The sequence below is a fragment of the Neisseria yangbaofengii genome, from assembly GCF_014898075.1.
Taxonomy (GTDB): domain Bacteria; phylum Pseudomonadota; class Gammaproteobacteria; order Burkholderiales; family Neisseriaceae; genus Neisseria; species Neisseria yangbaofengii.
This window is the reverse complement of record NZ_CP062976.1, coordinates 990514-1012796: the sequence shown is the minus strand read 5'-3', so window position 1 is coordinate 1012796 and position 22283 is coordinate 990514. Positions and strand designations below refer to the sequence as shown.

Annotated in this window: 19 protein-coding genes; 11 read left to right on the top strand and 8 right to left on the bottom strand. The window is 50.2% G+C overall.

From position 1 onward, the window contains the following. Positions 1-165 precede the first annotated feature (165 nt). The gene (trxB, locus tag H4O27_RS04840) at positions 166-1116 is read left to right on the top strand and encodes a thioredoxin-disulfide reductase (protein WP_165007943.1); all 951 of its coding nucleotides are present in this window, start codon (positions 166-168) and stop codon (positions 1114-1116) included. Positions 1117-1366: 250 nt separating this feature from the next. Continuing rightward, a complete protein-coding gene (locus H4O27_RS04835; protein WP_165007941.1) occupies positions 1367-3385 on the top strand; it encodes a site-specific recombinase in 2019 nt (672 codons plus the stop codon). Between the two features lie 219 nt (positions 3386-3604). On the opposite strand, the gene H4O27_RS13340 is transcribed toward H4O27_RS04835, so the two are convergent. The 7 genes from H4O27_RS13340 to H4O27_RS04805 all read right to left on the bottom strand — a co-directional run bounded on the left by H4O27_RS13340 (position 3605) and on the right by H4O27_RS04805 (position 11685). Then, entirely contained in the window at positions 3605-3730 is a 126-nt protein-coding gene (locus H4O27_RS13340) for a hypothetical protein (RefSeq protein ID WP_255464536.1), read from the bottom strand. Between the two features lie 328 nt (positions 3731-4058). Further along, positions 4059-4610 carry a hypothetical protein gene (locus H4O27_RS04830; RefSeq protein WP_165007939.1) on the bottom strand — a complete coding sequence of 184 codons (552 nt, stop codon included), beginning with the start codon at positions 4608-4610 and terminating at the stop codon, positions 4059-4061. A gap of 171 nt (positions 4611-4781) precedes the next feature. Next, positions 4782-6698: an ATP-binding cassette domain-containing protein gene (locus tag H4O27_RS04825; RefSeq protein ID WP_165007937.1), complete on the bottom strand. Its 1917-nt coding sequence runs from the start codon at positions 6696-6698 to the stop codon at positions 4782-4784. 123 nt (positions 6699-6821) lie between these two features. Beyond that, positions 6822-8732, bottom strand: coding sequence for an alpha-amylase family protein (locus H4O27_RS04820; RefSeq protein ID WP_165007935.1), 1911 nt, complete (start codon positions 8730-8732; stop codon positions 6822-6824). Between the two features lie 377 nt (positions 8733-9109). Next, positions 9110-9694, bottom strand: a complete 585-nt coding sequence (gene mog, locus H4O27_RS04815) for a molybdopterin adenylyltransferase (protein ID WP_165007933.1) — start codon at positions 9692-9694, stop codon at positions 9110-9112. A gap of 95 nt (positions 9695-9789) precedes the next feature. After that, positions 9790-10506 carry an S-methyl-5'-thioinosine phosphorylase gene (locus tag H4O27_RS04810; RefSeq protein ID WP_165007931.1) on the bottom strand — a complete coding sequence of 239 codons (717 nt, stop codon included), beginning with the start codon at positions 10504-10506 and terminating at the stop codon, positions 9790-9792. A 108-nt stretch (positions 10507-10614) separates the two neighbouring features. Continuing rightward, positions 10615-11685 (bottom strand): AI-2E family transporter, encoded by a 1071-nt coding sequence (locus tag H4O27_RS04805; RefSeq protein ID WP_165007929.1) that lies wholly within the window; start codon positions 11683-11685, stop codon positions 10615-10617. Between the two features lie 210 nt (positions 11686-11895). Here H4O27_RS04805 and purM point away from each other — a divergent pair, with 210 nt between their 5' ends. The 7 genes from purM (at position 11896) to tadA (ending at position 19364) form a co-directional block, all read left to right on the top strand. Further along, on the top strand, positions 11896-12930 hold the full coding sequence (gene purM, locus H4O27_RS04800) for a phosphoribosylformylglycinamidine cyclo-ligase (RefSeq protein WP_165007927.1): 1035 nt from the start codon (positions 11896-11898) through the stop codon (positions 12928-12930). A 43-nt stretch (positions 12931-12973) separates the two neighbouring features. Further along, positions 12974-13261 (top strand): hypothetical protein, encoded by a 288-nt coding sequence (locus H4O27_RS04795; protein WP_165007925.1) that lies wholly within the window; start codon positions 12974-12976, stop codon positions 13259-13261. A 284-nt stretch (positions 13262-13545) separates the two neighbouring features. Continuing rightward, a complete protein-coding gene (locus tag H4O27_RS04790; protein WP_165007923.1) occupies positions 13546-14433 on the top strand; it encodes a LysR family transcriptional regulator in 888 nt (295 codons plus the stop codon). 431 nt (positions 14434-14864) lie between these two features. Beyond that, positions 14865-15995 (top strand): aminotransferase class V-fold PLP-dependent enzyme, encoded by a 1131-nt coding sequence (locus H4O27_RS04785; protein WP_165007921.1) that lies wholly within the window; start codon positions 14865-14867, stop codon positions 15993-15995. Positions 15996-16303: 308 nt separating this feature from the next. Further along, positions 16304-17602: a 3-phosphoshikimate 1-carboxyvinyltransferase gene (gene aroA, locus H4O27_RS04780; RefSeq protein WP_165007919.1), complete on the top strand. Its 1299-nt coding sequence runs from the start codon at positions 16304-16306 to the stop codon at positions 17600-17602. Between the two features lie 90 nt (positions 17603-17692). Next, on the top strand, positions 17693-18643 hold the full coding sequence (gene miaA / locus H4O27_RS04775; RefSeq protein ID WP_165007917.1) for a tRNA (adenosine(37)-N6)-dimethylallyltransferase MiaA: 951 nt from the start codon (positions 17693-17695) through the stop codon (positions 18641-18643). A 1-nt stretch (position 18644) separates the two neighbouring features. After that, positions 18645-19364, top strand: coding sequence for a tRNA adenosine(34) deaminase TadA (tadA, locus tag H4O27_RS04770; protein ID WP_165007915.1), 720 nt, complete (start codon positions 18645-18647; stop codon positions 19362-19364). Positions 19365-19423: 59 nt separating this feature from the next. On the opposite strand, the gene H4O27_RS04765 is transcribed toward tadA, so the two are convergent. Next, the gene (locus tag H4O27_RS04765; protein ID WP_165007913.1) at positions 19424-20083 is read right to left on the bottom strand and encodes a cytochrome b/b6 domain-containing protein; all 660 of its coding nucleotides are present in this window, start codon (positions 20081-20083) and stop codon (positions 19424-19426) included. A gap of 75 nt (positions 20084-20158) precedes the next feature. On the opposite strand from H4O27_RS04765, the gene H4O27_RS04760 reads away from it, so the two are divergent. Further along, positions 20159-21073 carry an NAD(P)H-hydrate dehydratase gene (locus H4O27_RS04760; RefSeq protein ID WP_165007911.1) on the top strand — a complete coding sequence of 305 codons (915 nt, stop codon included), beginning with the start codon at positions 20159-20161 and terminating at the stop codon, positions 21071-21073. A 118-nt stretch (positions 21074-21191) separates the two neighbouring features. After that, entirely contained in the window at positions 21192-22133 is a 942-nt protein-coding gene (locus H4O27_RS04755) for a bile acid:sodium symporter family protein (protein WP_165007909.1), read from the top strand. Positions 22134-22283 lie beyond the last annotated feature (150 nt).

Sequence of the window (22283 nt, the reverse complement as noted above, 5' to 3'; positions counted from 1 at the left end):
TTCTTTCAGACGGCCTATTCATTTTAAAATATATCAAAATATAAAATCTAATCGATTTAATATATTTCATTGCTATAAAGATGGTAAAAAAACCCCATTTATTCCAAAGTACACGCCTTTTCAGTACAATAAGCCATCTGAAATGCCAATCATAAAGGAAACAGCATGAGCAACCATCACAAACTGATTATTTTGGGTTCAGGCCCTGCCGGTTACACCGCCGCCGTTTACGCTGCACGTGCCAATCTGAAACCGGTGATTATTACCGGTGTCGAACAAGGCGGTCAATTAATGACCACCACCGAGGTCGACAACTGGCCGGCCGATGCCGAAGGCGTGCAAGGTCCGGAACTGATGGCGCGTTTCCAAGCCCACGCCGAACGCTTCGGCACGGAAATGATTTTCGACCAAATCCACACCGTTGACTTGCAAAACCGTCCGTTCACGCTCAAAGGCGACATGGGCGAATACACTTGCGATGCGTTAATTGTCGCTACCGGTGCGTCCGCCAAATACTTGGGCTTGCCGAGCGAAGAAACCTTTGCCGGTAAAGGCGTATCCGCTTGCGCCACTTGCGACGGCTTTTTCTACCGCGGGCAAGACGTGGCCGTGGTCGGCGGCGGCAATACTGCAGTCGAAGAAGCGCTTTACTTGGCCAACATCGCCAAAACCGTTACCCTGATTCACCGCCGCGATGCCTTCCGCGCCGAGAAAATCATGGTCGACAAACTGATGAAACGCGTTGAAGAAGGCAAAATCATTCTAAAACTGAATGCCAACTTAGACGAAGTATTGGGCGATGATATGGGCGTGACCGGCGCACGTTTGAAACACAACGACGGCTCCACCGAAAATATCGACGTAAAAGGCGTGTTTATTGCCATCGGCCACAAACCGAACACCGATATTTTCAAAGGCCAATTGGATATGGATGCCACCGGCTATCTGCAAACCAAAGGCGGCACGGCAGACAATGTCGGCGCAACCAATATCGAAGGCGTATGGGCAGCCGGCGACGTGAAAGACCATACTTACCGCCAAGCCATTACCAGCGCGGCTTCCGGCTGCCAAGCAGCTTTGGATGCAGAACGTTGGTTAGACAGCCAAAACCTCTAAACACCCATTCACTGAGGCCGTCTGAACGTTTCAGACGGCCTTTTCTGATGTGATTCAAATATAAAGGATTACTGTTTGGCTTATGCCTTTGTGTGTGTTTGGCACATGGCCAAGGCAAAATATGGTTATAATCGGCATCACGCGTGTGCCCATCCGCGCGAAAAATCTTACTATACATAAAAAATCAAAGTCTTGTGTTATCCATCTCAAGCAATATTCATTAAGCCCATATTTTTATGGAAAGCACCCAATGAAAAAATTCACTACCCAAAACCTGCACACACAGCTTAACGAAGCGCTCGAAAGCAAAGAATTTGTGTTGATTCTCAACGCAATCATCAAATTTTTGCGCAGCGGCGGTAGAAAACAAGCATCACAGCGTTTTGATTTAATCATTGCCACGCTGAAAAACAATCCGGATTTAGCCCGCAAATTCAGCCAACGCTTTTACATTTGGTTGGAAAAAGTACACGTTTACCCTGCGCTCATCAAACTAGGCCTATTTTCCCGCGACAGCTTTATCCGCGAAATCAGCAGCCGAATTTACGAGCGATTCAGTCCGTCTTTCAAAGATTTCAGTAACTTATTAGAAGTTTTTCTCTATCTTTTTCATACCCAAAATGATGAAAAATGGCTGCAAACCCTCAGTCTGCGCCAATGGCTGGCTTTATACGAGCTGATTGAAGAGCACGCCGATCCGGCCTTGCTGCAAAGCGTGCAACGCAAGCTGACCGATTCATTGCTGCGCTCGATGGAAATGCTTTCGCTTTGGATCGCATCCGAAGCCATCGAGCCGGAACTGGTGCGCATTGCGCCGCGCTTGCTGCATTCCGATTCGCCTTTTGTGGCCTTGCAACGCGAAATGGCCAAGCTGATTGAGCATTACCGTATCGAAACCACGCCTTACGATACGGCACATTTGGAAGTCATGTTCGACCAATGCATCAAGCAAGTAGAATACCTAGCCCGTCGCGGCACCGGCGCAGGCTCCGGCTCATCAGTCAAAGTAGCGCATTTATTGGGGCGTTTGCAGCAAACCTTAGACCGCCTGAAACTTTTAACCAACATTCAAACCCAACCGCATCAGCGCACGCGTTTGACCATCGTGTTGATGAATGACCTGATTAATGCTGCTGTCGGCCAATACAGCACGCGCGAATTACGCCGCAGCAGCATCCGCATGCTGGCACGCAGCATCACCGAAAATACCAGCAACCACGGCGAACACTACATCACACGCGATCGCAAAGAATACATGAGTATGCTCTACTCGGCGGCCGGCGGCGGCGTGATTATCGCCCTGATGGCGCTGAATAAAATCCACATCGGCACACTGGGCTACAGCGAATTTCTTACGTCCGTATTATCCGGTCTGAATTACGGCATAGGCTTTATGATTATCCATATGCTGCATTTCACCGTCGCCACCAAGCAGCCCGCCATGACCGCTGCGCGCTTTGCCGAAAAAGTCGATTTAAACGAACGCGGTCGCGCAGTCGACAATAAATTGGCCAAACTGTTGATTGACGTGTGCCGCTCGCAAAGTGTGGCCGTGTTCGGCAATGTGGTGGTGGCGATTTTATTGGCCGGTGTAATTTCGGCGGCTTTTATCAGCAGCAATCAGCAGCCTTTATTAAGCGAACAAAGCGTGGCCTATCAATTAAAATCAATTGATATCTTCACCCGGCCGACACTATGGTACGCCGCCATTGCCGGTGTATGGCTGTTTTGCTCGGGGATTATCGCCGGCTTTTTTGACAACCGTTCCGACTATCTCGATTTGCGCAACCGCCTGACTGTGAATCCGTTTTTACGCAAAATCATGCCTGCCGCCTTGCGCAAACACTTTGCCGAATACATGCATAATCATTACGGCTCGCTGATGGGCAATTTTATTTTCGGTATGTTATTGGGCATGACCGGCTTTTTCGGCCACCTCTTTAACCTGCCGCTCGACATCCGCCATGTCGCTTTCTCTTCGGCCAACTTGGGCTATGCAGCGGTGAGCGGTAATATCGGCGCGGCCGCGTTCATCTACGGCATGATTGGCGTGTTAGCCATCGGCACGGTAAACCTGATTGTCAGCTTTGTTTTGGCTTTATACGTCGCCCTACGCTCACGCGGCACCGAAATCAGCAGCATGCCGAACCTGATCAAAAACGTGTGGACACAAGTCAAGACCAATCCGCTGCAATTGGTGTATCCGGTGCAGATACCAAGCAATGGCAATACCAACGGTAAAGACAACAGCGAACATAAACCACACTGAACCTTTTAGCTTAAAAGAAATTATCAGCAGGATTCTTCAGCAAAAGAATCCTGCTTTTTTGTGTTCGGACGGCTTAATTTCGTCAAAATCATAAATATCCGACTACAAAAATAATTGATTAATCGAAAAGCAACGATAATATGCCGATTAGCCGTTGCCGCAAGCATCAGGCTATTCCAAAGAACAAAATTCAGAAGAAAATCAACATGGAAAATTTGTTTACCGCATGGGCAATTTATCGCCCGAAGCCGCCTGACAGCTCGCCCAATCTTTCCACACACTCAAACCCAGCCAATACAAAGACGGCGCCTGCACCGCCTGCGCCGCTATCGTCAACCCACTCAATATAAATCACAATCTCCTTCATGACCTATTCAGCAGGCTTCCGCAACCTCGCCTTAGCCAAACCCGCTCATGGAAAAAGAATCCAATCCCCAAAGGCTATCCCAAAGACAGAAAACCCCTAAAAATCACAAAAGAAGCACTGTTTCAGGATGTCGAACAATATCCCGATGCTTATTACACCGAACGGGCAAAAATGACACCGTTTGAACAATGAATATCAGCAACAGGAGCAAAACTGTTTGTCTGAAAAATGGCTTCTGCATTATTTCGCTCCTATAATGCTGCATTCATTGATCCATATTAAATCATTAGACGGCCCAACCCAACCTTACATGCGCCCCAATTCGCGTTGTAGGGCTTGAATGTTTTGTTGACGGTCGAGTACCGATCCTTCCAGATCTTTAATTTGCTGACGGTCGATGATACCGCCCTTCACTGCGCGCGCTTGTGCTAAAGATTTTTGTGCTTCGGACAACGCCCTACGCTCGTTGCTCAATTCGGTTTCCAAAATGGCACGGCGGCTGTTGCCGGCAGCAGGCTTAGACGCGGGCGAGGCAACAGATGGCGTGGTCGGACGAATCGGCGCCACCGGTGTTTTCTCTTTGGCGCCCACTGTTTTACTTGGATCACGCTTGGTATTATTGGCAGCTTTAGCCGCCTTCCGTTGGGGTTCAGGTGTAGCCGCCATTTCAGGCGCATCGTAACGCGCGCTGCTGTATCGGCCAATCGGCGGCAAATCAGGCGCATGGCAGCCGCCCGACCGGTGCGATGTATAGACGACCGTGCCGTTGATTTCGCAGGTATAGATTTTACCGGCTTCTGCTGCGAAGCTTGAAAACGCGATAACGGCGGCAAATGTGTTTAAAGCAAAGTATTTCATGTTCATTCTGAAACACCAAGCCATGCTTTTCAGACGGCATGGTGACGATTTAAAGTGAGTGGGACAATGTGCGTTTGGCCGGCCGGCGGTAAAAATCATCTAAACGATTTATTTCAAAAAATCTTGCTATGATTTTTCAGACGGCCTTTTTATTATTTAAGATGGAGCAATTCATGCAAACTCGGCCTCAATCTGAGTCAAAATCTCTTCCAACTCTTCCTGCCAAAGCAGCCAATTTTCTTCCAATTCGTTTAATTTTACTTTAGTTTCAGCCAATTGCGTGAGCGTTTCCTGCAATTTGGCTTTGTTTTCATCGGAATACGCAGCTTCTTGTGCCAAAAATGCTTCACAGGCCGTCTGAATTTCAGTCAGCTTGGCAATTTCTTTTTCCGCTTTGTCGATTTTCTGCCGAACCGGCTTGCCACGCTTGGCTTTTTCCTGACGGATTTGCGCTTCAATGCGCTTGGTGTCTTTACGGTTTTGCGATTGCGCGGATGCGGCCGGTGCGGCAGCAGCATTTTCCTGCGCCAAACGCCATTGGCGGTAATCATTCAAATCGCCGTCAAACGGATTCAGACAGCCTTTGTCAATTAATAAGAAACCGTCAGTCGCGGCTTCGAGCAAACTGCGGTCATGCGACACCACAATCAATGCACCTTGGAAACTCTGCAAAGCCAAAGTCAATGCGTGGCGCATGTCCAAATCCAAATGGTTGGTCGGCTCGTCAAGCAAAAGCAGATTCGGCTTTTGCCACACAATCACCGCCAAAGCCAAACGCGCTTTCTCGCCGCCGGAAAACGGCTCGATTTTCTGCAAAGCCATGTCGCCGACAAAGTTGAAACCGCCCAAAAAATTGCGGATTTCCTGCTCGCGTACTTCCGGCGAAAGCTGCTGAATATGCCAAATCGGGCTTTGGTCGTTACGCAACGTATCCAGCTGATGTTGCGCAAAATAGCCGATATTGAGTTTTTCCGAGCGCACAATCCGGCCGGAAAGCAAATCCAGTTCGCCTGCCAATGCCTTGATAAACGTCGATTTACCGCTGCCGTTGACACCCAGCAAACCATAGCGCGCCCCGCTTTCCAGTGATAAACTCAAATCATGCAGCATGACGTTGCCGCCATAACCCAAATCCGCTTTATCCAATTTCAACAAAGGATTAGGCAAATGCACCGGGCTTTCAAATTCAAACGAAAACCCGCTGTCTAAATGTGCAGGCGCGATGCGTTCCAATTTTGCCAAGGCTTTCATGCGGCTTTGCGCCTGCGTCGCTTTGGTGGCTTTGGCTTTGAAGCGGTCGATAAACGACTGCAAATGCTTGATTTGTGTCTGCTGCTTCACATACGCAGCTTGCTGCTGCACCAAACGCCGGGCGCGCTCGTTTTGGTAAAAATCGTAATTGCCGCCGTATTGGGTTAATTTTTGATTTGATAGTTCAATCGTTTGCGTGGTGGTAGCATTGAGAAAATCGCGGTCGTGCGAAATGATGATTTGCGTACACGGCAGATTGGCCAAATGGTTTTCCAGCCACAACACAGTTTCCAAATCCAAGTGGTTGGTCGGCTCGTCAAGCAGCAGCAAATCGGCACGGCGCATCAAGGCTTGCGCCAAATTGAGGCGCATCCGCCAACCGCCGGAAAACGCTTTCACCGGCTTGGCGTATTCTTCTTGCGAAAAACCCAAGCCGCTCAATAATTTGGCTGCGCGGGCCGGTGCGGCGTAGGCATCAATTTCTTCCAACTTGGCATGATACTCGGCCTGCTTCATGCCGTCGTTTTGAACTTCGGCTTGGCTTAAGGCCGTCTGAAACATTTGCAGTTCCGTATCGCCCTGCAACACATAATCCAGCGCCGATGTTTCCAAAGCCGGTGTTTCCTGCGCCACGGCAGCCAGCTTCCATGTGCGCGGAATCAGAATATCGCCGCCCTCCTGACTGATTTCGCCTTTAATCAACGCAAACAGACTCGATTTACCCGTACCGTTTTTACCGATCAAGCCCACGCGCTGATTGGGGTTGATGGTAACACCGGCTTTATCCAGCAACACTTTCAAGCCGCGTTGTAAGGTCAGGTTTTTTAATTCAATCATGAGAACCCTATATCGAGATGGCTAAGCGCAAAGGCGGTATTTTACCTGAAAACCATATAAAAAGGCCGTCTGAAAAACAAGTTTTCAGACGGCCTTCAAATAGCTTCAAGCAAATTTAAAGCACTATGCGATTTCCAACCACATCACTTGATACGGACGCAATTCCAAGTCTTGGTTCAATTTCACGGTTTCGCCGCCGATTAAATCTTCAGCTTGGAACGGCATTGCCTGCAACGCGTGCGCAGTAATGGTTTGAGGGAATTCGCTGAAGTTGGCAAAGACCAAAAGCGCATTGTTGCGGATGTAGCCGATAACGTGTTTATTATGGGTGTAGAATGTCACCAAACGGCCACCGTCAAAACGCGGATTGTTTTGGCGAATCTCAATCATGTGGCGCAAACCTTGGTAGATTTGACCCGCGGCGGTCGATTCGTCGTGGCGCCGGTTATACAATTCTTCGTTGTAACGCGGACGGTGCGCCCAACGGCTGTCGTCGCGTTTGTTTTCATCATGCGCCCAACCGGTATCGTTTAAGGTACCGACTTCATCACCCAGATAAATCAACGGTAAGCCGCCGGTACTCATCACGATGCTGTAGAGCAGTTTCAAACGGTCAACAGCAAACGGATCGTTTTGCGCCAAACCGACTAAAGCCGCCGCCGTACCGCTTACGCGGCAATCGCCGGTGGTCGGGTTGTATTGGAACGGCTCGCCACGGGCAAAGCTGCCGTCGTAATGATTGACAAAGAAACGGTTGAGGAATTGGCGGTGGTCATAGCCGTGAATACCGAATTGGCCGGCATCTTCGTCGGCAAATGTCCAACCGATGTCGTCATGGCTGCGTACATAGTTCACCCAGGCAGTGTGTTCCGGCAGATTGTGGCGATAGGTCAATGCATGATGCAGCAAGTTCACTTCACGCGTGGCCAAGGTGTTCCACAACAAGGCCATTTGCAATGGGTTGTAGCCGATTTGACATTCGTTTTGCCCGATGTATTGCACTACTTCATCAGGGTGGACGATGGCTTCGGATTTGAAGAACACACCCGGCGCGGCGATGCGCATCACAGCATTAAACGCACGAATCAAGGCATGCGCTTGCGGCAGGCTTTCGCAGGGGGTGCCTATCTGTTTCCAAATGAAGGCCACCGCGTCCATGCGCAGAATATCCACGCCCAAATTGGCCAAGAACATCATCTCCCCTGCCATGGCGTTGAACACCCAAGGATTGCTGTAGTTCAAATCCCATTGGAAGGAATTAAAGGTCGTCCATACCCAACGCCCGTCTTCCAATTGCGAGAAACCGCCCGGATGCTGATCAGGGAAGATTTCGCGCAAAGTGCGGTCGTATTGGTCGGGCATCCGGCGGTCGGGGAAAATATAGTAGAAATTGTCATACAAAGGATTACCGGCCGCGCATTCTACCGCCCAATGATGCTCGTTTGAGGTATGGTTGAAAATGAAATCCACCACAGCAGAAATACCGGCTTCATGTAAGGCCGCAATCACACTGCGCAAATCGTCAATTGTGCCCAAAGCAGGATTGACATCGCGGTAGCTGCTCACGGCATAGCCACCGTCGCTCTTGCCTTCCGGACATTTAAACAGTGGCATCAAGTGCAGATAAGTCAGCCCCAATTCTTTGAAATAAGGGATTTTTGCTTTCAAACCCTGCAAATCTCCGGCGAACAAATCGACATAACACACGCCGCCAACTTGCTTATTCGACAAAATCCAATCAGGATCGGCTTCACGTGCCGCATCGGTTTGTTTCAGTGGTTTGGCGCGTTGCGAATAGCTTTGCCATGCTTGGGCAAACAATTGCTCCAGCATCGGCAGAACGGCTTCATTGTTGCCATAAACACTATCCAACTCATACATCAATCTCGGAAAATGCGTTTGCAAACGCTCGCTGAATTTTTGCCAATCTTCCGAACGCTCAATGCTTGCACGCTGCTCGGGCGTGTAAATCGTCAATACACGCTCTTTTAAGTGCCGAAGGGTCAAATCGACCTGCTGGGTTTGAGTCAACATAATGTCTGCTCCGATTAAGGTAAAATATTCAAGGTAAAATGCCAAACAGCCTGACTTAACAGGAAAATTTTTAAAATTCTTTTACACCGCCAAACATCATACTGCAACTCATAACCCATGCCTAGAGGCTGCCGGTAGGTTTTCATTGCAATATTGCCGACCGTTTCAGACGGCCGTTTGCCAATCATGCGGCGTTGATAATGAAATCACATTTATCCAATTGATTTGGTGAAAATAGAATTTAAATCATAATCAAATTTTATCAACTGTCCGCTGCAAATAAATATTCTTATCCAATATAGAAATCATACATGTCGTTTGATTCAAATCAAAGGCCGTCTGAATCGCTTTCGGACGGCCTTTGATGTGCTTTTTCATTATTTCTGCTTAGGACGGAAAGCTTTGCTCACCGTTTCATCGGTTTCGATAAATGCGCCGCCGATTAAGTCGACGCAATACGGAATCGCGCTGAATAAGCCGTGCACCTTAACCTCGCCATTCTCGCCGCGCACACCGCCGAGTGTTTCGGCGATGGCTTTGGGGCGGCCGGGAAGATTGACGATTAAGGTTTTTCCGCGAATGCCGGCGGTTTGGCGCGATAAAATGGCAGTCGGCACATAATACAGACTGATTTGGCGCATTTGTTCTCCGAAGCCCGGCATTTCTTTTTCGACTACATTTAACGTGGCTTCGGGCGTGACATCGCGCGGTGCGGGGCCGGTGCCGCCGGTGGTGAACACGACATCACATTGCTGCTCATCGGCCATGGTTTTCAAGGCCTTTTCGATTTCGTTTTGCTCGTCGGGAATCAGGGCTTCGACAAAATGAATCGGATTTTCCACCGCATTTTCCAGCCAGTCTTTCAATGCAGGAATGCCCTCGTCCGCATACACGCCGCTACTGGCGCGGTCGCTGGCAGATACTAAACCGATGGTTACGGTGGCTAAAGTAGATTCGGTCATGTGTCGCTTTCTTTTACTTAAAGCAGGCCGTCTGAAACATTCGGACGGCCTGCGGATTGAATCAATGATAAATTTTCGGACAGCCTGAAACTGATTTACAAATCAACCAATAACCGGCGGATTTTTTCAATGGATTGGTGCGAATCAATCACGCAGCCGTCTTGGTTCGCGCCTTCTCCAATGCAACTCATGCCGATGATGCCGCAAAAATGCACGTAGTTCATGTCTAATTCACGTGCCAAAATAGCCTCGGGCATACCGGTCATGCCCAAAACATCAACACCGTCTTGGCGGTAGCGGTTGATTTCGGCACGGGTCGGCCAGCGCGGGCCTTGTAAACAACCATATACGGCTTTGCGGTAAACCGGCGTATCATGGGCTTGCGCATGGACAATTAATTTTGCCTGCAGGCTTTGGGTATAAGGCGAGGTGAAATCGGTGTGGACGACCGGTTTTTCCTGCCCTTCAAAAAAGGTCGCCCCACGGCCGTGGGTGTAGTCAATCAAATCATGCGGCATCACCAAGCTGCCGCTTTCCAAGGCTTCATTAATGCTGATCACGGAAGCCACGGAAATAATGTCTTGCGCGCCAATGGAATGCAATGCCCAAATGTTGGCGCGGTAGTTGATTTCATGCGGGGCGATGGTGTGGCCGAAACCGTGTCGTGCCAAAAACATAATGTCTTGGCTGCCGAGCTTGCCAAACAGCAAAGGGCTGCTGGTCAAACCATAAGGCGTGCGCACAATTCGGCGATCGGTAATGCTCAATTGGGGCAGCTTGGTGAAGCCGCTTCCGCCGATTACTGCCAGCATAATGTTCTCCGTTGAATATCAGGCGGGTTCAGCTTAACGGTTATCGGTAAAAAATGCAATAAAAGGCCGTCTGGAAAATCGCTTTCAGACGGCCTGATTAACACGTGTTTATTTATGTTTATAAAAATGGCTGTCGAAATAATTGATCACGCCTTCACGCACCAACACCAGCGTAATCGCGGCCAAAGGCAAGCCGATTAACATGCCGACAAAACCCATCAACTGGCCGAATGCCATCAGTGAAAAAATCACCCAAAATGGTGACAAACCAATGCGATCGCCGACGATTTGCGGAGTAATAAAGAAACTCTCTAAGAATTGCCCCACTGCAAACACGCCCCACACCATCAACAATCCCGGCCACGAGCCAAACTGCAGCACCGCCGCAATCGTTGCCAACAACAGACCGGTAAACGCACCCAAATAAGGCACAAACACCAAAATACCGGCAATCATACCGATGGCAAATCCTGAATCCAAACCGACCAACATCAAGCCAATGCCGTATACCAAGCTCATAATCAGCATCACCATCAGCTGGCCGCGCAAAAACTCCCCAAGCACGCGATCCATATTATTGGTAATGCGCGTGTAGCTGTCGATAAATCGGCGCGGCACTAAGGCGCTGATACCGTAAGACCAACGTTTCCAATCAAGCAGGAAGTAATACAACAAAAACGGCAGCAGCATTAAATTGGTCAAGCCGATTACCACATTACTGCTTTGTTTCATTAAAGTCGGCATCACCGATTTGAGCGTGTTGCTCAATTCGCCTGTGTTCGATTGTACCCAAGCAATCAACGATTCCGTGTCAAAGTCGATAAAACCGCCGCCGACACGTTCCGCCCACGGCAAGAGTGTGTTTTGCATAAAATCGACTATCTGCGGCAAGCGCCCGATTAAATTGTTAAACTGACCGATTAACATCGGAATAATAATCAGCAGCAAGGCCAGCAACACTGCCAACGCGGAAATCATCACAATCATCGAAGCGATGCCGCGCTTGAAACGCTTGCGCTGCAACCATTCCACCATCGGATTGAGCACATAAGCCAACACCGCCGCCACAATAAACGGCGTGAGAATATTACCGAGCGCATAAAGCAACCATACCAGCAAGACCAAAACCACGGTCATGATAATCCACGGCTTATAGCCGCGCGGTTTCTTTTGATACATGGGTTAAACCGTTCATAAACATCCAGACGGGCTAAAGTATAACAGAGGCCGTCTGAATGTAGAATAAAGAAATGCGCCGCACGAAAGCCGCTTGGCGATTGTTTACAAAATCAGCAAAATTTTGCCGACATAGCCACGCCAAATTGCGCAAAATAAGGTAAAATAGCGCGCAATTATTTCGTCCCATACCTTACACAAGGAATTACCCGCATGAGCACTTCATTAAGCTACCGAGATGCAGGCGTCGATATCGATGCAGGCGACCAACTGGTTGAAAACATCAAACCCTTTGCCAAACGAACCATGCGTCCTGAAGTGTTGGGCGACTTGGGCGGTTTCGGCGCATTGGTCGAAATCGGCAAAAAATACCAAAACCCGGTTTTGGTCAGCGGCACCGACGGTGTCGGCACCAAACTGAAACTGGCGTTTGATTGGGACAAACACGATACCGTCGGTATCGATTTGGTAGCGATGAGCGTAAACGACATTCTCGTTCAAGGTGCAGAGCCGCTGTTTTTCTTAGACTATTTCGCCTGCGGCAAACTCGATGTCGCCCGAGCCACCGACGTGATTAAAGGCATTGCCCAAGGTTGCGAAGAATCCGGTTGCGCCCTGATTGGCGGCGAAACCGCCGAAATGCCGGGCATGTATCCCGAAGGCGAATACGATTTGGCCGGTTTTGCCGTCGGCGTGGTTGAAAAAGACCGTGTGATTAACGGCCGCAGCATTGCCGAAGGCGATGTCGTGTTGGGCTTGGCTTCCAACGGCGCACATTCCAACGGCTATTCCCTGATCCGCAAAATCATCGAGCGCGACAATCCCGATTTAGATGCCGAATTCGACAACGGCAGAACCCTGCGCGAAGCCATCATCGCCCCGACCCGTCTGTATGTGAAACCGATTTTAGCCGCCTTGCAACAATTCACCATCAAAGGCATGGCGCACATCACCGGCGGCGGCATTACCGAAAACGTACCGCGCGTTTTGCCGCAAAACACCGTCGCCCAAATCGATGCCGCTTCATGGACATTGCCGAAACTCTTCCAATGGCTGCAACAGGCAGGCAACGTTGAAACGCAGGAGATGTACCGCACCTTCAACTGCGGCATCGGCATGGTCGTGATTGTCGCCAAAGAAGACGCCGAAGCAGTGGCCGCATTCTTGCGCGAACAAGGTGAAACCGTTTACCGCCTGGGCGGAATCCGCGGGCGCAACGGCGACGAACACCAAACCCAAGTCGCTTAACTAAAGCCAATTAAAGGCCGTCTGAAAGCATTTTCAGACGGCCTTGCTCTATCGGAGATACCACGCCACAGTTGGCAAATCGCTTTATTTGACCATGCAGCGTTTCGCCCTGCCCGAAGTTGATATTAACCGTGCCGTAAAAATGCTGCTTCGCGACATCGGCGAAATCGACAATAAAGCCACACCGTTTGAAGACGCGCGCGAAGGAGCATTGTCCGGCGAACCGGCCGACTGCACTGCCTTCAACCGCATCGCTGATGCCGCCGGCCCGATTGATTCATCAAGCCAACGCCAATATGCCGCCTGCGTATTTATAGTGGATTCACTTTAAAATAGGACAAGGCGGCCAGCCGAAAACAGTATAGATAATACGGCTGGGCGAACCAACGCCGTACTATTTTAAAGTGGATTCACTATAATTCTCCTCCAACAGCAAACCGCCGCCTGTTAAAAGGCCGTCTGAACAAGGAAACAAATCTTATTTTCTGATAGCTGCTATCCGATTTATTGATAATGTTTACTGAACGCATTGGTTTAATAGCCTGTTTTGACTTTCAGAAAAGGCAAAATTATGTTAAAAACCGATTAATAAGAAAACAAAACAAAACCGGAAAAATGGACATCAACCAATTAAAATCCTTTGTGACCGTCGCGCATCAAGGCAACCTGACCCAAGCGGCCGAACGTCTTCTTCTCTCACAACCTGCCGTTTCCGCCCAAATCAAAGCCATTGAAAACGACTTGGGCACCCCGCTTTTCAACCGCACCAGCAACGGCATGACGCTTACCCGCGCGGGCGAAGTATTCCTACCCGAAGCCGAAGCCTTGCTGCAACACAAACACAAGCTCGAACAATTCGCCAAAACACTGGCGCAAGATTTCACCGAAGAAACCCAATTGGGCATTATCCACCCGATTGATTCCACCAAGCTCGCCAACCTGACCGCCCTCATCAACCAAAACGCCCCCAATACCCGCCTGCATATTCAATACGGCATGAGCGGCGAGATTCTCTCGCGCATTCAAAATAAAACGCTACACGGCGGTTTTTTCTTGGGCAACATCAACCAACGCGGCATTTGCAGCCTGTTTCTGCAAAATCTGTCTTACTCGCTGATTTGCCCGCAAGGCGAAGAAGCCGCCATCCGCGCCAATCCGAAAAGCCTGGAAAACTACACCTGGATCGAAATGTCGGGCGTATCCGGCAGCAGCAAGCATCTGCAACAATTCTGGCGCGCCAACCGCTTATCCCCCAAGCGGCAAATCTTGTGCGATTACCCGCAAGCCATTTTGGATTTGGTGATTAACGGCATAGGCGTGGCAATGGTACCGAGCAACAAGGCCGATGCCGCCATCCGTGACGGCCGCCCGCTGTCGGTATTGGAAGAATACCGGCAAACCATGCCGATGCATTTTATTTACGCCGGCGAATACGAAGACAATCCCGATTTGCAGCTTTTGAAGCAAAGCGTAAAAGAAATTTGGCAGATTAAGCCGAATTAAAAGAGGCCGTCTGAATAATTCGGACGGCCCATTTCAAAAACAGAAAAAGAACGGTATGGCCGTCTTCAAGCCATACCGCTTAAGTTTGCGATACACGCAAATTGTTAACCCGAAACCTCGCCTGACTATCGGCAAGTACTTGTCATTGATGCCATTAAAAACGCAAGCATGCGGTTTGGCTAATTTTCTTTTTTGATAATTTCCATCATTTTTACTGATAATTTATTAAAAAAAATATATATCCCAATAAGTTAAAATATTCAAAACCAATCAAAATTCTTTACATTCCTCTTTGTTATTTTTTAAAGGCCGTCTGAAAATCAAATTCAGACGGCCTGACTTAATTTAGGCCACAAAGTCACCTTTTATTTACCTTTTTTAAATGATATGATTTCCGCACAACATCCGACTACAACGCAAGGAGAAACGCTATGCCTGCCCCATTGCCCCGCCCCGAAACCGATTCAGACGGCCTGCTGGAATATTCCGTGGTTTACACCGACCGCGCCCTAAACCACATGTCGCAAAAATTTCAGACGGCCTTACGCTATATTTCCGCCACCTTAAAATCTGTTTATCACGCCCGGCATGTTGCCGTGATTCCCGGCAGCGGCACCACCGGCATGGAAGCCGTGGCACGCCAGTTTGCCCGCGATCAAAAATGCCTGATTGTGCGCAACGGTTTTTTCAGCTACCGTTGGACGCAAATCATCGAGCAAGGCCGCATTACCGGCGACACCAAAGTCTTGACCGCCCGCCAAGCCGATGAATACCAAGCACCTTTTGCGCCTGCGCCCGTTGATGAAGTATGCGCCGAAATCGCCGAATACCGTCCGGCCGTGGTGTTTGCGCCGCATGTTGAAACCGCCTCCGGCATTATCCTGCCTGACGACTACATTGCCCGCTTGGCCGAAGCCACACACGAAATCGGCGGCTTGCTGGTGATTGATTGCATTGCATCGGGCTGCATTTGGCTGGATATGGAAAAACTGGGCATCGACGTATTGATTTCCGCGCCGCAAAAAGGCTGGAGCGGTTCGCCTTGCGCCGGTTTGGTAATGTTGAACGAAGCCGCTTACCAAAAAGCGCAAGAAACCCGGTCCGACAGCTTTGCCGTGGATTTGAAAAAATGGCTGCAAATCATGGAAGCCTTTGAAAACGGCGGCCACGCTTATCACGCTACCATGCCAACCGACGGTTTGTTCCGCTTAAGCGAAGTTATCCGCGAAGCCGAAACCATCGGTTTTGAAACCCTGCGCGACCGACAAACCGAGTTGGGTCACAAAATCCGCCGCTTGTTGGCCGAACGCGGCTACCCGAGCGTAGCCGCCGAAGGCTTCGAAGCGCCGGGCGTCGTGGTGGCCTACACTGACAATCCCGACATCCAAAACGGCAAAGCCTTTATCGCACAAGGCTTGCAAATCGCATCGGGCGTACCGCTGCAAGTGGGTGAGCGCAGTGATTTCCAAACCTTCCGCTTAGGCTTATTCGGCTTGGATAAACTGCAAAACGTCGACCGCACGGTTGCTTCGTTCGCCGATGCCTTGGCCAAAGTGAGCTAAACGCAATATAAATATAGCGGATTCGCTATGATAGGCCGTCTGAAAGCAATATCTTTCAGACGGCCTTTTTTCAACCTGTCCATATTCAATCATTTATATTTTTATTTATCTAAGTTGCGCCATTTTTATGCGCGATTTATCTATTTTCCAACACAAGTCCGTATGAAAATTCATTTATAGTGGATTCACTATATCTTCGTTAAAATAGCGAAAATCAACATCAGGCTTGAATACTGCTTATCCGTAATCAAGGCGAACTGTGTATAATGCGTTTATTCTGTTAGCCTACTCTGTTCATTCCCAACATCATGACCGAATCCATCCGCTTACCCGCCTCCCGCCTCAAACCATCCACCGTTGCTCTGCCCGGCTCAAAAAGCATCAGCAACCGTACTTTACTGTTGGCCGCATTGTCTGACAACGTTTGCGAAATCCGCTCACTGCTCAAGTCCGACGATACCGACCGTATGCTCGAAGCCTTAGATAAACTGGGCGTGAAAATTGAATTCTTGGAAGCAGGCCGTCTGAAAGTACACGGCACGGGCGGCACATTCCCCAACCTTGAAGCCGATTTGTTTTTGGGCAACGCCGGCACCGCATTTCGCCCTTTGACCGCAGCTTTGGCCGTATCGGGCGGCAATTATCATTTACACGGCGTGCCGCGTATGCACGAACGCCCGATTGGCGATTTGGTTGATGCACTGCGCATTGCCGGTGCCGACATTCAATATCTGAGCAACGAGCATTATCCGCCGCTGCAAATCAACGCCTTCAGCGACAACGGCACACGCGCGATTCCGATTAAAGGCAACGTATCCAGCCAATTTTTGACCGCCCTGTTGATGGCGCTGCCGCTTACCGGCGAAGCGTTTGAAATCCACATGGTCGGAGAACTGATTTCCAAGCCCTACATCGACATCACCTTAAAACTGATGGCGCAATTCGGTATCCGCGTTGAACACAACGATTACCGCTCGTTCAAAATTCCCGCCAATGCCCGCTACCGTGCTCCGGACGTGCTGCACGTTGAAGGGGATGCCTCAAGCGCATCTTATTTCCTAGGCGCAGGCTTGATTTCGGGCACACCGATTCGCGTCACCGGCATTGGTTTGAACAGCATTCAGGGCGACGTGGCTTTTGCGCGCGAACTGGAAAAAATCGGCGCCGATGTAGTGTGGGGCGATAATTTTATCGAAATCTCGCGCGCGGAAAATCAAGCGGTCGAAGCCTTTGATTTGGATGCCAACCATATCCCCGATGCGGCCATGACCTTGGCCGTAATCGCCTTAGCCAGCGGCAAACCTTGCACCCTGCGCAACATCGGCTCATGGCGCGTCAAAGAAACCGACCGCATCGCCGCGATGGCCAACGAATTGCGCAAACTCGGCGCAAAAGTGACGGAGGAAGCCGAAGCCATCCACATCACGCCGCCGGCGCAATTAAATGCCGATGCCGCTATCGATACCTACGACGACCACCGCATCGCCATGTGTTTCTCGCTGGTGTCGCTGCTGGGCGTGCCGGTCATCATCAACGACCCGAAATGTACGCATAAAACCTTCCCGGCTTATTTTGACGTGTTCGGTGAGATTACCGAGGCGTTGTAAGATTCAATATTCCAAGGCCGTCTGAAACTTCAAAACGTTCAGACGGCCTTTTTGTTATAATTTACCGTTCCTTATTATTTGAATCGTTTTATGAACACGCCCAAAGCTTTTGCCATTCTCGGCCCGACTGCCGGCGGCAAAACCGACCTCTCACTCAAAATCGCCGAAAGCCTTCCGGTGGAAATCATCAGCTTGGATTCGGCGCTGGTGTACCGTGACATGGACATCGGCACCGCCAAGCCCACCGCCGAAGAACGCGCCGCCGTGCCGCATCATTTGATTGACATCATTTCGCCGCTGGAAAGTTACAGCGCGGCGGAATTTGTCGCTGATTGTGTGCGCTTGGTCAACGAGATTCATGCGCGCGGCAAGCTGCCCTTGATTGTCGGCGGCACCATGATGTATTTCCACGCACTGACCGAAGGTTTGAACGATTTACCCGAAGCCGATGCCGCCGTCCGCACTCAGCTCCAAGCCGATAAAGCTACGCACGGTTTGGCGCATCTGTACCGGCATTTGCAGGAAATCGATCCCGAAACCGCAGGCCGTCTGAAAGCCAACGACAGCCAACGCATCGAACGCGCTTTGGAAGTGTTTATGCTTACCGGCAAACCCTTGAGCCGACATTTTACTGAACAATCAGCCCGCACGCCGCCGCTGGATTTGTACGCCATCGCGCTGATTCCCGAAAACCGCGCCTTATTGCACGCGCAAATCGGCAAACGCTTCGAGCAGATGTTGGCGAGGGGGTTTTTAGACGAAATGCAAATACTCAAAAACCGCTACCCTGAACTGATGCCCGATTCCACCGCCATGCGCTGTGTCGGCTACCGCCAAGCATGGGATTATCTCGACGGCTTGACCGATTACGATACCTTTATCGAAAAAGGCATCATCGCCACAAGGCAACTGGCCAAGCGCCAGCTTACTTGGCTGCGCAAAATCCCATTCGCCCACGCGCTTGATCCTTATGGTGAAGACGATTATGTTCAGACGGCCTTGAATTTGGTGCGTCATCATTTTGACCGACAGGCCGTCTGAAATGAAATTAAGCACCCCGCCCATCGCCCCGAAAACCTTAGCTGCGCTCAATCGCTTGGGCATCACGACCATGGCAGATTTGCGTGCAACCGGTTCGTCCAAAACGTTTTTACTGCTCAAGGCCGCCGGCTACACCATCACCCGGAGCACCTTATGGCAACTCGAAGCCCTGCTGCTGGGCGTTGCCGCTACCGATTTAAGCGATACGCAAAAAGCCGCATTAAGCGAACAAATCAAGCAGCACCCGCCCGTGACCGTGTTCCCCGCGCCGTCCGAAATGAGAAACTTTATGCAGGCAGCTTTACAACAAGCCGGACAGTCTGCCCAAATGGGCGAAATTCCCGTCGGTGCGGTGGTGGTAGAAAATGGCCAAATCATCGCCGCCGCCCACAACACTTGCGTGCACGACCACAACATCAGCCACCACGCTGAAATCCGTGCGCTGGCGCAAGCAGGAGCGGCATTGGGCAATTACCGCCTCGACGGCTGCGATGTCTACGTCACGCTCGAACCCTGCGCCATGTGCGCTTCCGCCCTGATTCAAGCACGGGTGAAACGGGTGGTTTTCGGCGCTGCCGAACCGAAAACCGGCGCGGCGGGCAGCGTGTTGAATTTGTTTGAGAATAGTTTCTTAAACAAACACACCGCCGTTTTGGGCGGCGTATTGGCCGATGAATGCCGCAATGCATTGCAGGATTTTTTTCAAAAAAGACGCAGTTGAACAAAAGGCCGTCTGAAACAAAATCTTTCAGACGGCCTTGAACTTAGGCAAACATTCACTTAACCGATATTCGCCACAATTGCCACCACAATCACCGCCACCGCCAAAGCCGAAATAAATTTGCCGGAGCCGGCGAATTTCAGCAACGGCAGCCTGCCTTCCAATTCTTTGCGGCCGGTAATCATCGGCGTAATCAAATTGTGTTTTTTCAAAATCTTATACGCCAAAATAGTGATGATGTGCACAGCCGCCAAAATCAGCAGCAGATTGAAAAAGCCAAAGTGGATTTTGCGCATGACCGCAGCGGTATCGCTGCTCACCAAGCTGTTTAAATAGCCGTTGTAAATAAAAGTGTTGTCATCCGGCGAAAACAAACCGGTGGTTACCTGCACCAACACTGCGCCCAACAAAGCCAACACCATCAATGCGCCCAATGGATTGTGGCCGGGCTGCTCGTTTTCAGTGATTTCGCCTTTGAGGTAGCGAATAATCTGCTTCGGCCCGCGCACAAATTGGCGGAACTTGGCCGTATCGCTGCCCCACAAACCCCAACACACGCGAAACACTACCAAAGCCAAAATCAACAGGCCGCAGCGCAAATGCCAAGCCAATAAGTTACCGCCGGTTTGCCCGCTGTACCACATAAAGGCAACCGCCGACACCAATGTCCAGTGAAAAATACGCGTAGGCAAATCCCAAACTTTGATTTTCTGTTTCATTGTCGTGTTCTTTCTTATAAGATGGAAAAAGTTTGTGTTTGCCCTATTTTAACCAAATTCACCGGCAGTATCATCATGATTTATCCACCTTATCAAATTCTTAACCCGGAACATATTTTTCAGACGGCCGCCCAATTTCCCAATGTATTCCGCCCGCGCGTGGCCGAATCACACAAAGGCACTTACGGCACACTGGCCGTTATCGGCGGCGCTGCGGGAATGAGCGGCGCAGTAATATTGGCAGCCACGGCAGCGATTTATCAAGGTTGCGGCAAGGTCTGGACAGGATTTAACCAAGCCGGTTTGCCCTTTGCCGTGATCTCTGAACGGCCTGAAATCATGCTGGCCACAGCAGAACAGCTTTGCCGACGTAAAGACATCGGCGCATGGGCGGTCGGCTGCGGCTTAGGCCTACAGGAAGATGCGCGGCACATCATCACATGGGTATTGCAACACACCCAAAATCAGCCTTTGTTACTCGATGCCGATGCGCTCACCTTACTCGCCCGCTCGCAAACCGACCGCAAATTGGCCAAACAACACGGCAACTTAGTGCTCACGCCACACCCGTCCGAAGCAGCGCGATTGTTGCAAACCACCACCGCCGACATTCAGGCCAACCGCATGAAATCGGCAAAAGCCATCAGCCAAACATTCAATGCTGTCACCGTATTAAAAGGCCGTCAATCCTTGGTTGCCACACCCGATGGGCAGGTTTACACCAATTTCAGCGGCAATGCCGGACTGGCAACGGCAGGCAGCGGCGATGTGTTGACCGGCATCATCGGCAGTCTGTTGGCGCAAGGTATTGCAATGCAAGAAGCCGTGCAAGCCGGTGTGTGGCTGCATGGTGCCGCGGCGGACGTATTACGCGACAGCCAAATCGGTGAAATCGGTATGCTGGCCGGCGAAATTGCACCGGCCGCACGTTGGCTGCGCAATTGGCTCACCAATCAAACGGCTAATCCGGTCAAACTTTGGCACGCGTAATAGTTTAATGATGAATGACAGGCCGTCTGAAACCATAAAATGTATTTTCAGACGGCCTGTTTTGCATTCTCCCGCTAAGACGTGTATGCTTGCGATTTTTATTTTATTGTCAACAATCATGAATAAGCTTACTCAAATCAGCCATTTTATTGGTAAAACCTTTGCTTTTTGGGCGGCATTGTGCGCCATCATCGCGTTTGTTTCCCCTGAAACCTTCAAATGGGTGCTGCAATATGTGCCGATTTTGCTTGGCGTCGTGATGTTCGGCATGGGTTTGACGCTCAGCCCGTCAGATTTCAAAATCATCACCCGTCATCCTAAAGCCGTGATTGTCGGTGTAGTGGCACAATTTGTGATTATGCCGCTGACGGCTTATCTGCTGACCCAATTATTTAACCTGCCGCCTGAAGTGGCCGTCGGTGTGATTTTGGTCGGCTGCTGTCCGGGCGGCACGTCATCCAACGTGATGACTTATCTCGCGCGCGGTAATGTGGCCTTATCGGTGGCGGTGACTTCGATTTCCACTTTATTGGCACCGATTCTCACACCAATGATTTTTATGCTGCTGGCCAACGAATTGCTCGCCATCAATGCCGCAGCAATGTTTGTATCGATTCTGAAGATGGTGTTGCTGCCGATTGTGTCGGGTGTGATTGCGCACACGCTGTTTAAAACCCAAACCGAAAAAGCCGTCGGCGTGTTGCCGTTGATTTCGGTGGTTGCGATTGCCCTGATTATCGGTGCAGTGGTCGGCGCCAGCAAAGACAAAATCGTTGAAAGCGGCTTATTGATTTTTGGTGTGGTGGTGCTGCACAACGGCATCGGTTATCTGCTGGGCTTTTTGGCAGGCAAATTCTGCAAGCTGCCTTACGATGCGCAAAAAACCTTGTCCATCGAAGTGGGCATGCAAAATTCCGGCTTAGGCGCGGCTTTGGCGGCAGCACACTTTGCCACCGCACCGGTGGTGGCCGTGCCAAGCGCGCTGTTTAGTGTATGGCACAATATTTCCGGCTCGCTGCTGGCTTCTTATTGGGCCGGCAAAGCAGATAAAAATGCTTAATTCTTAATGAGTTAAAACAAGGCCGTCTGAAAAATTCATTTCTTTCAGACGGCCTTTTGATGACTGAAACCATCAGAAAGAAAACGGCATATCCTCACAGATATGCCGTTGATTGGGTTAAGAGAACCGCTATATATGGCAGTGGTTTGT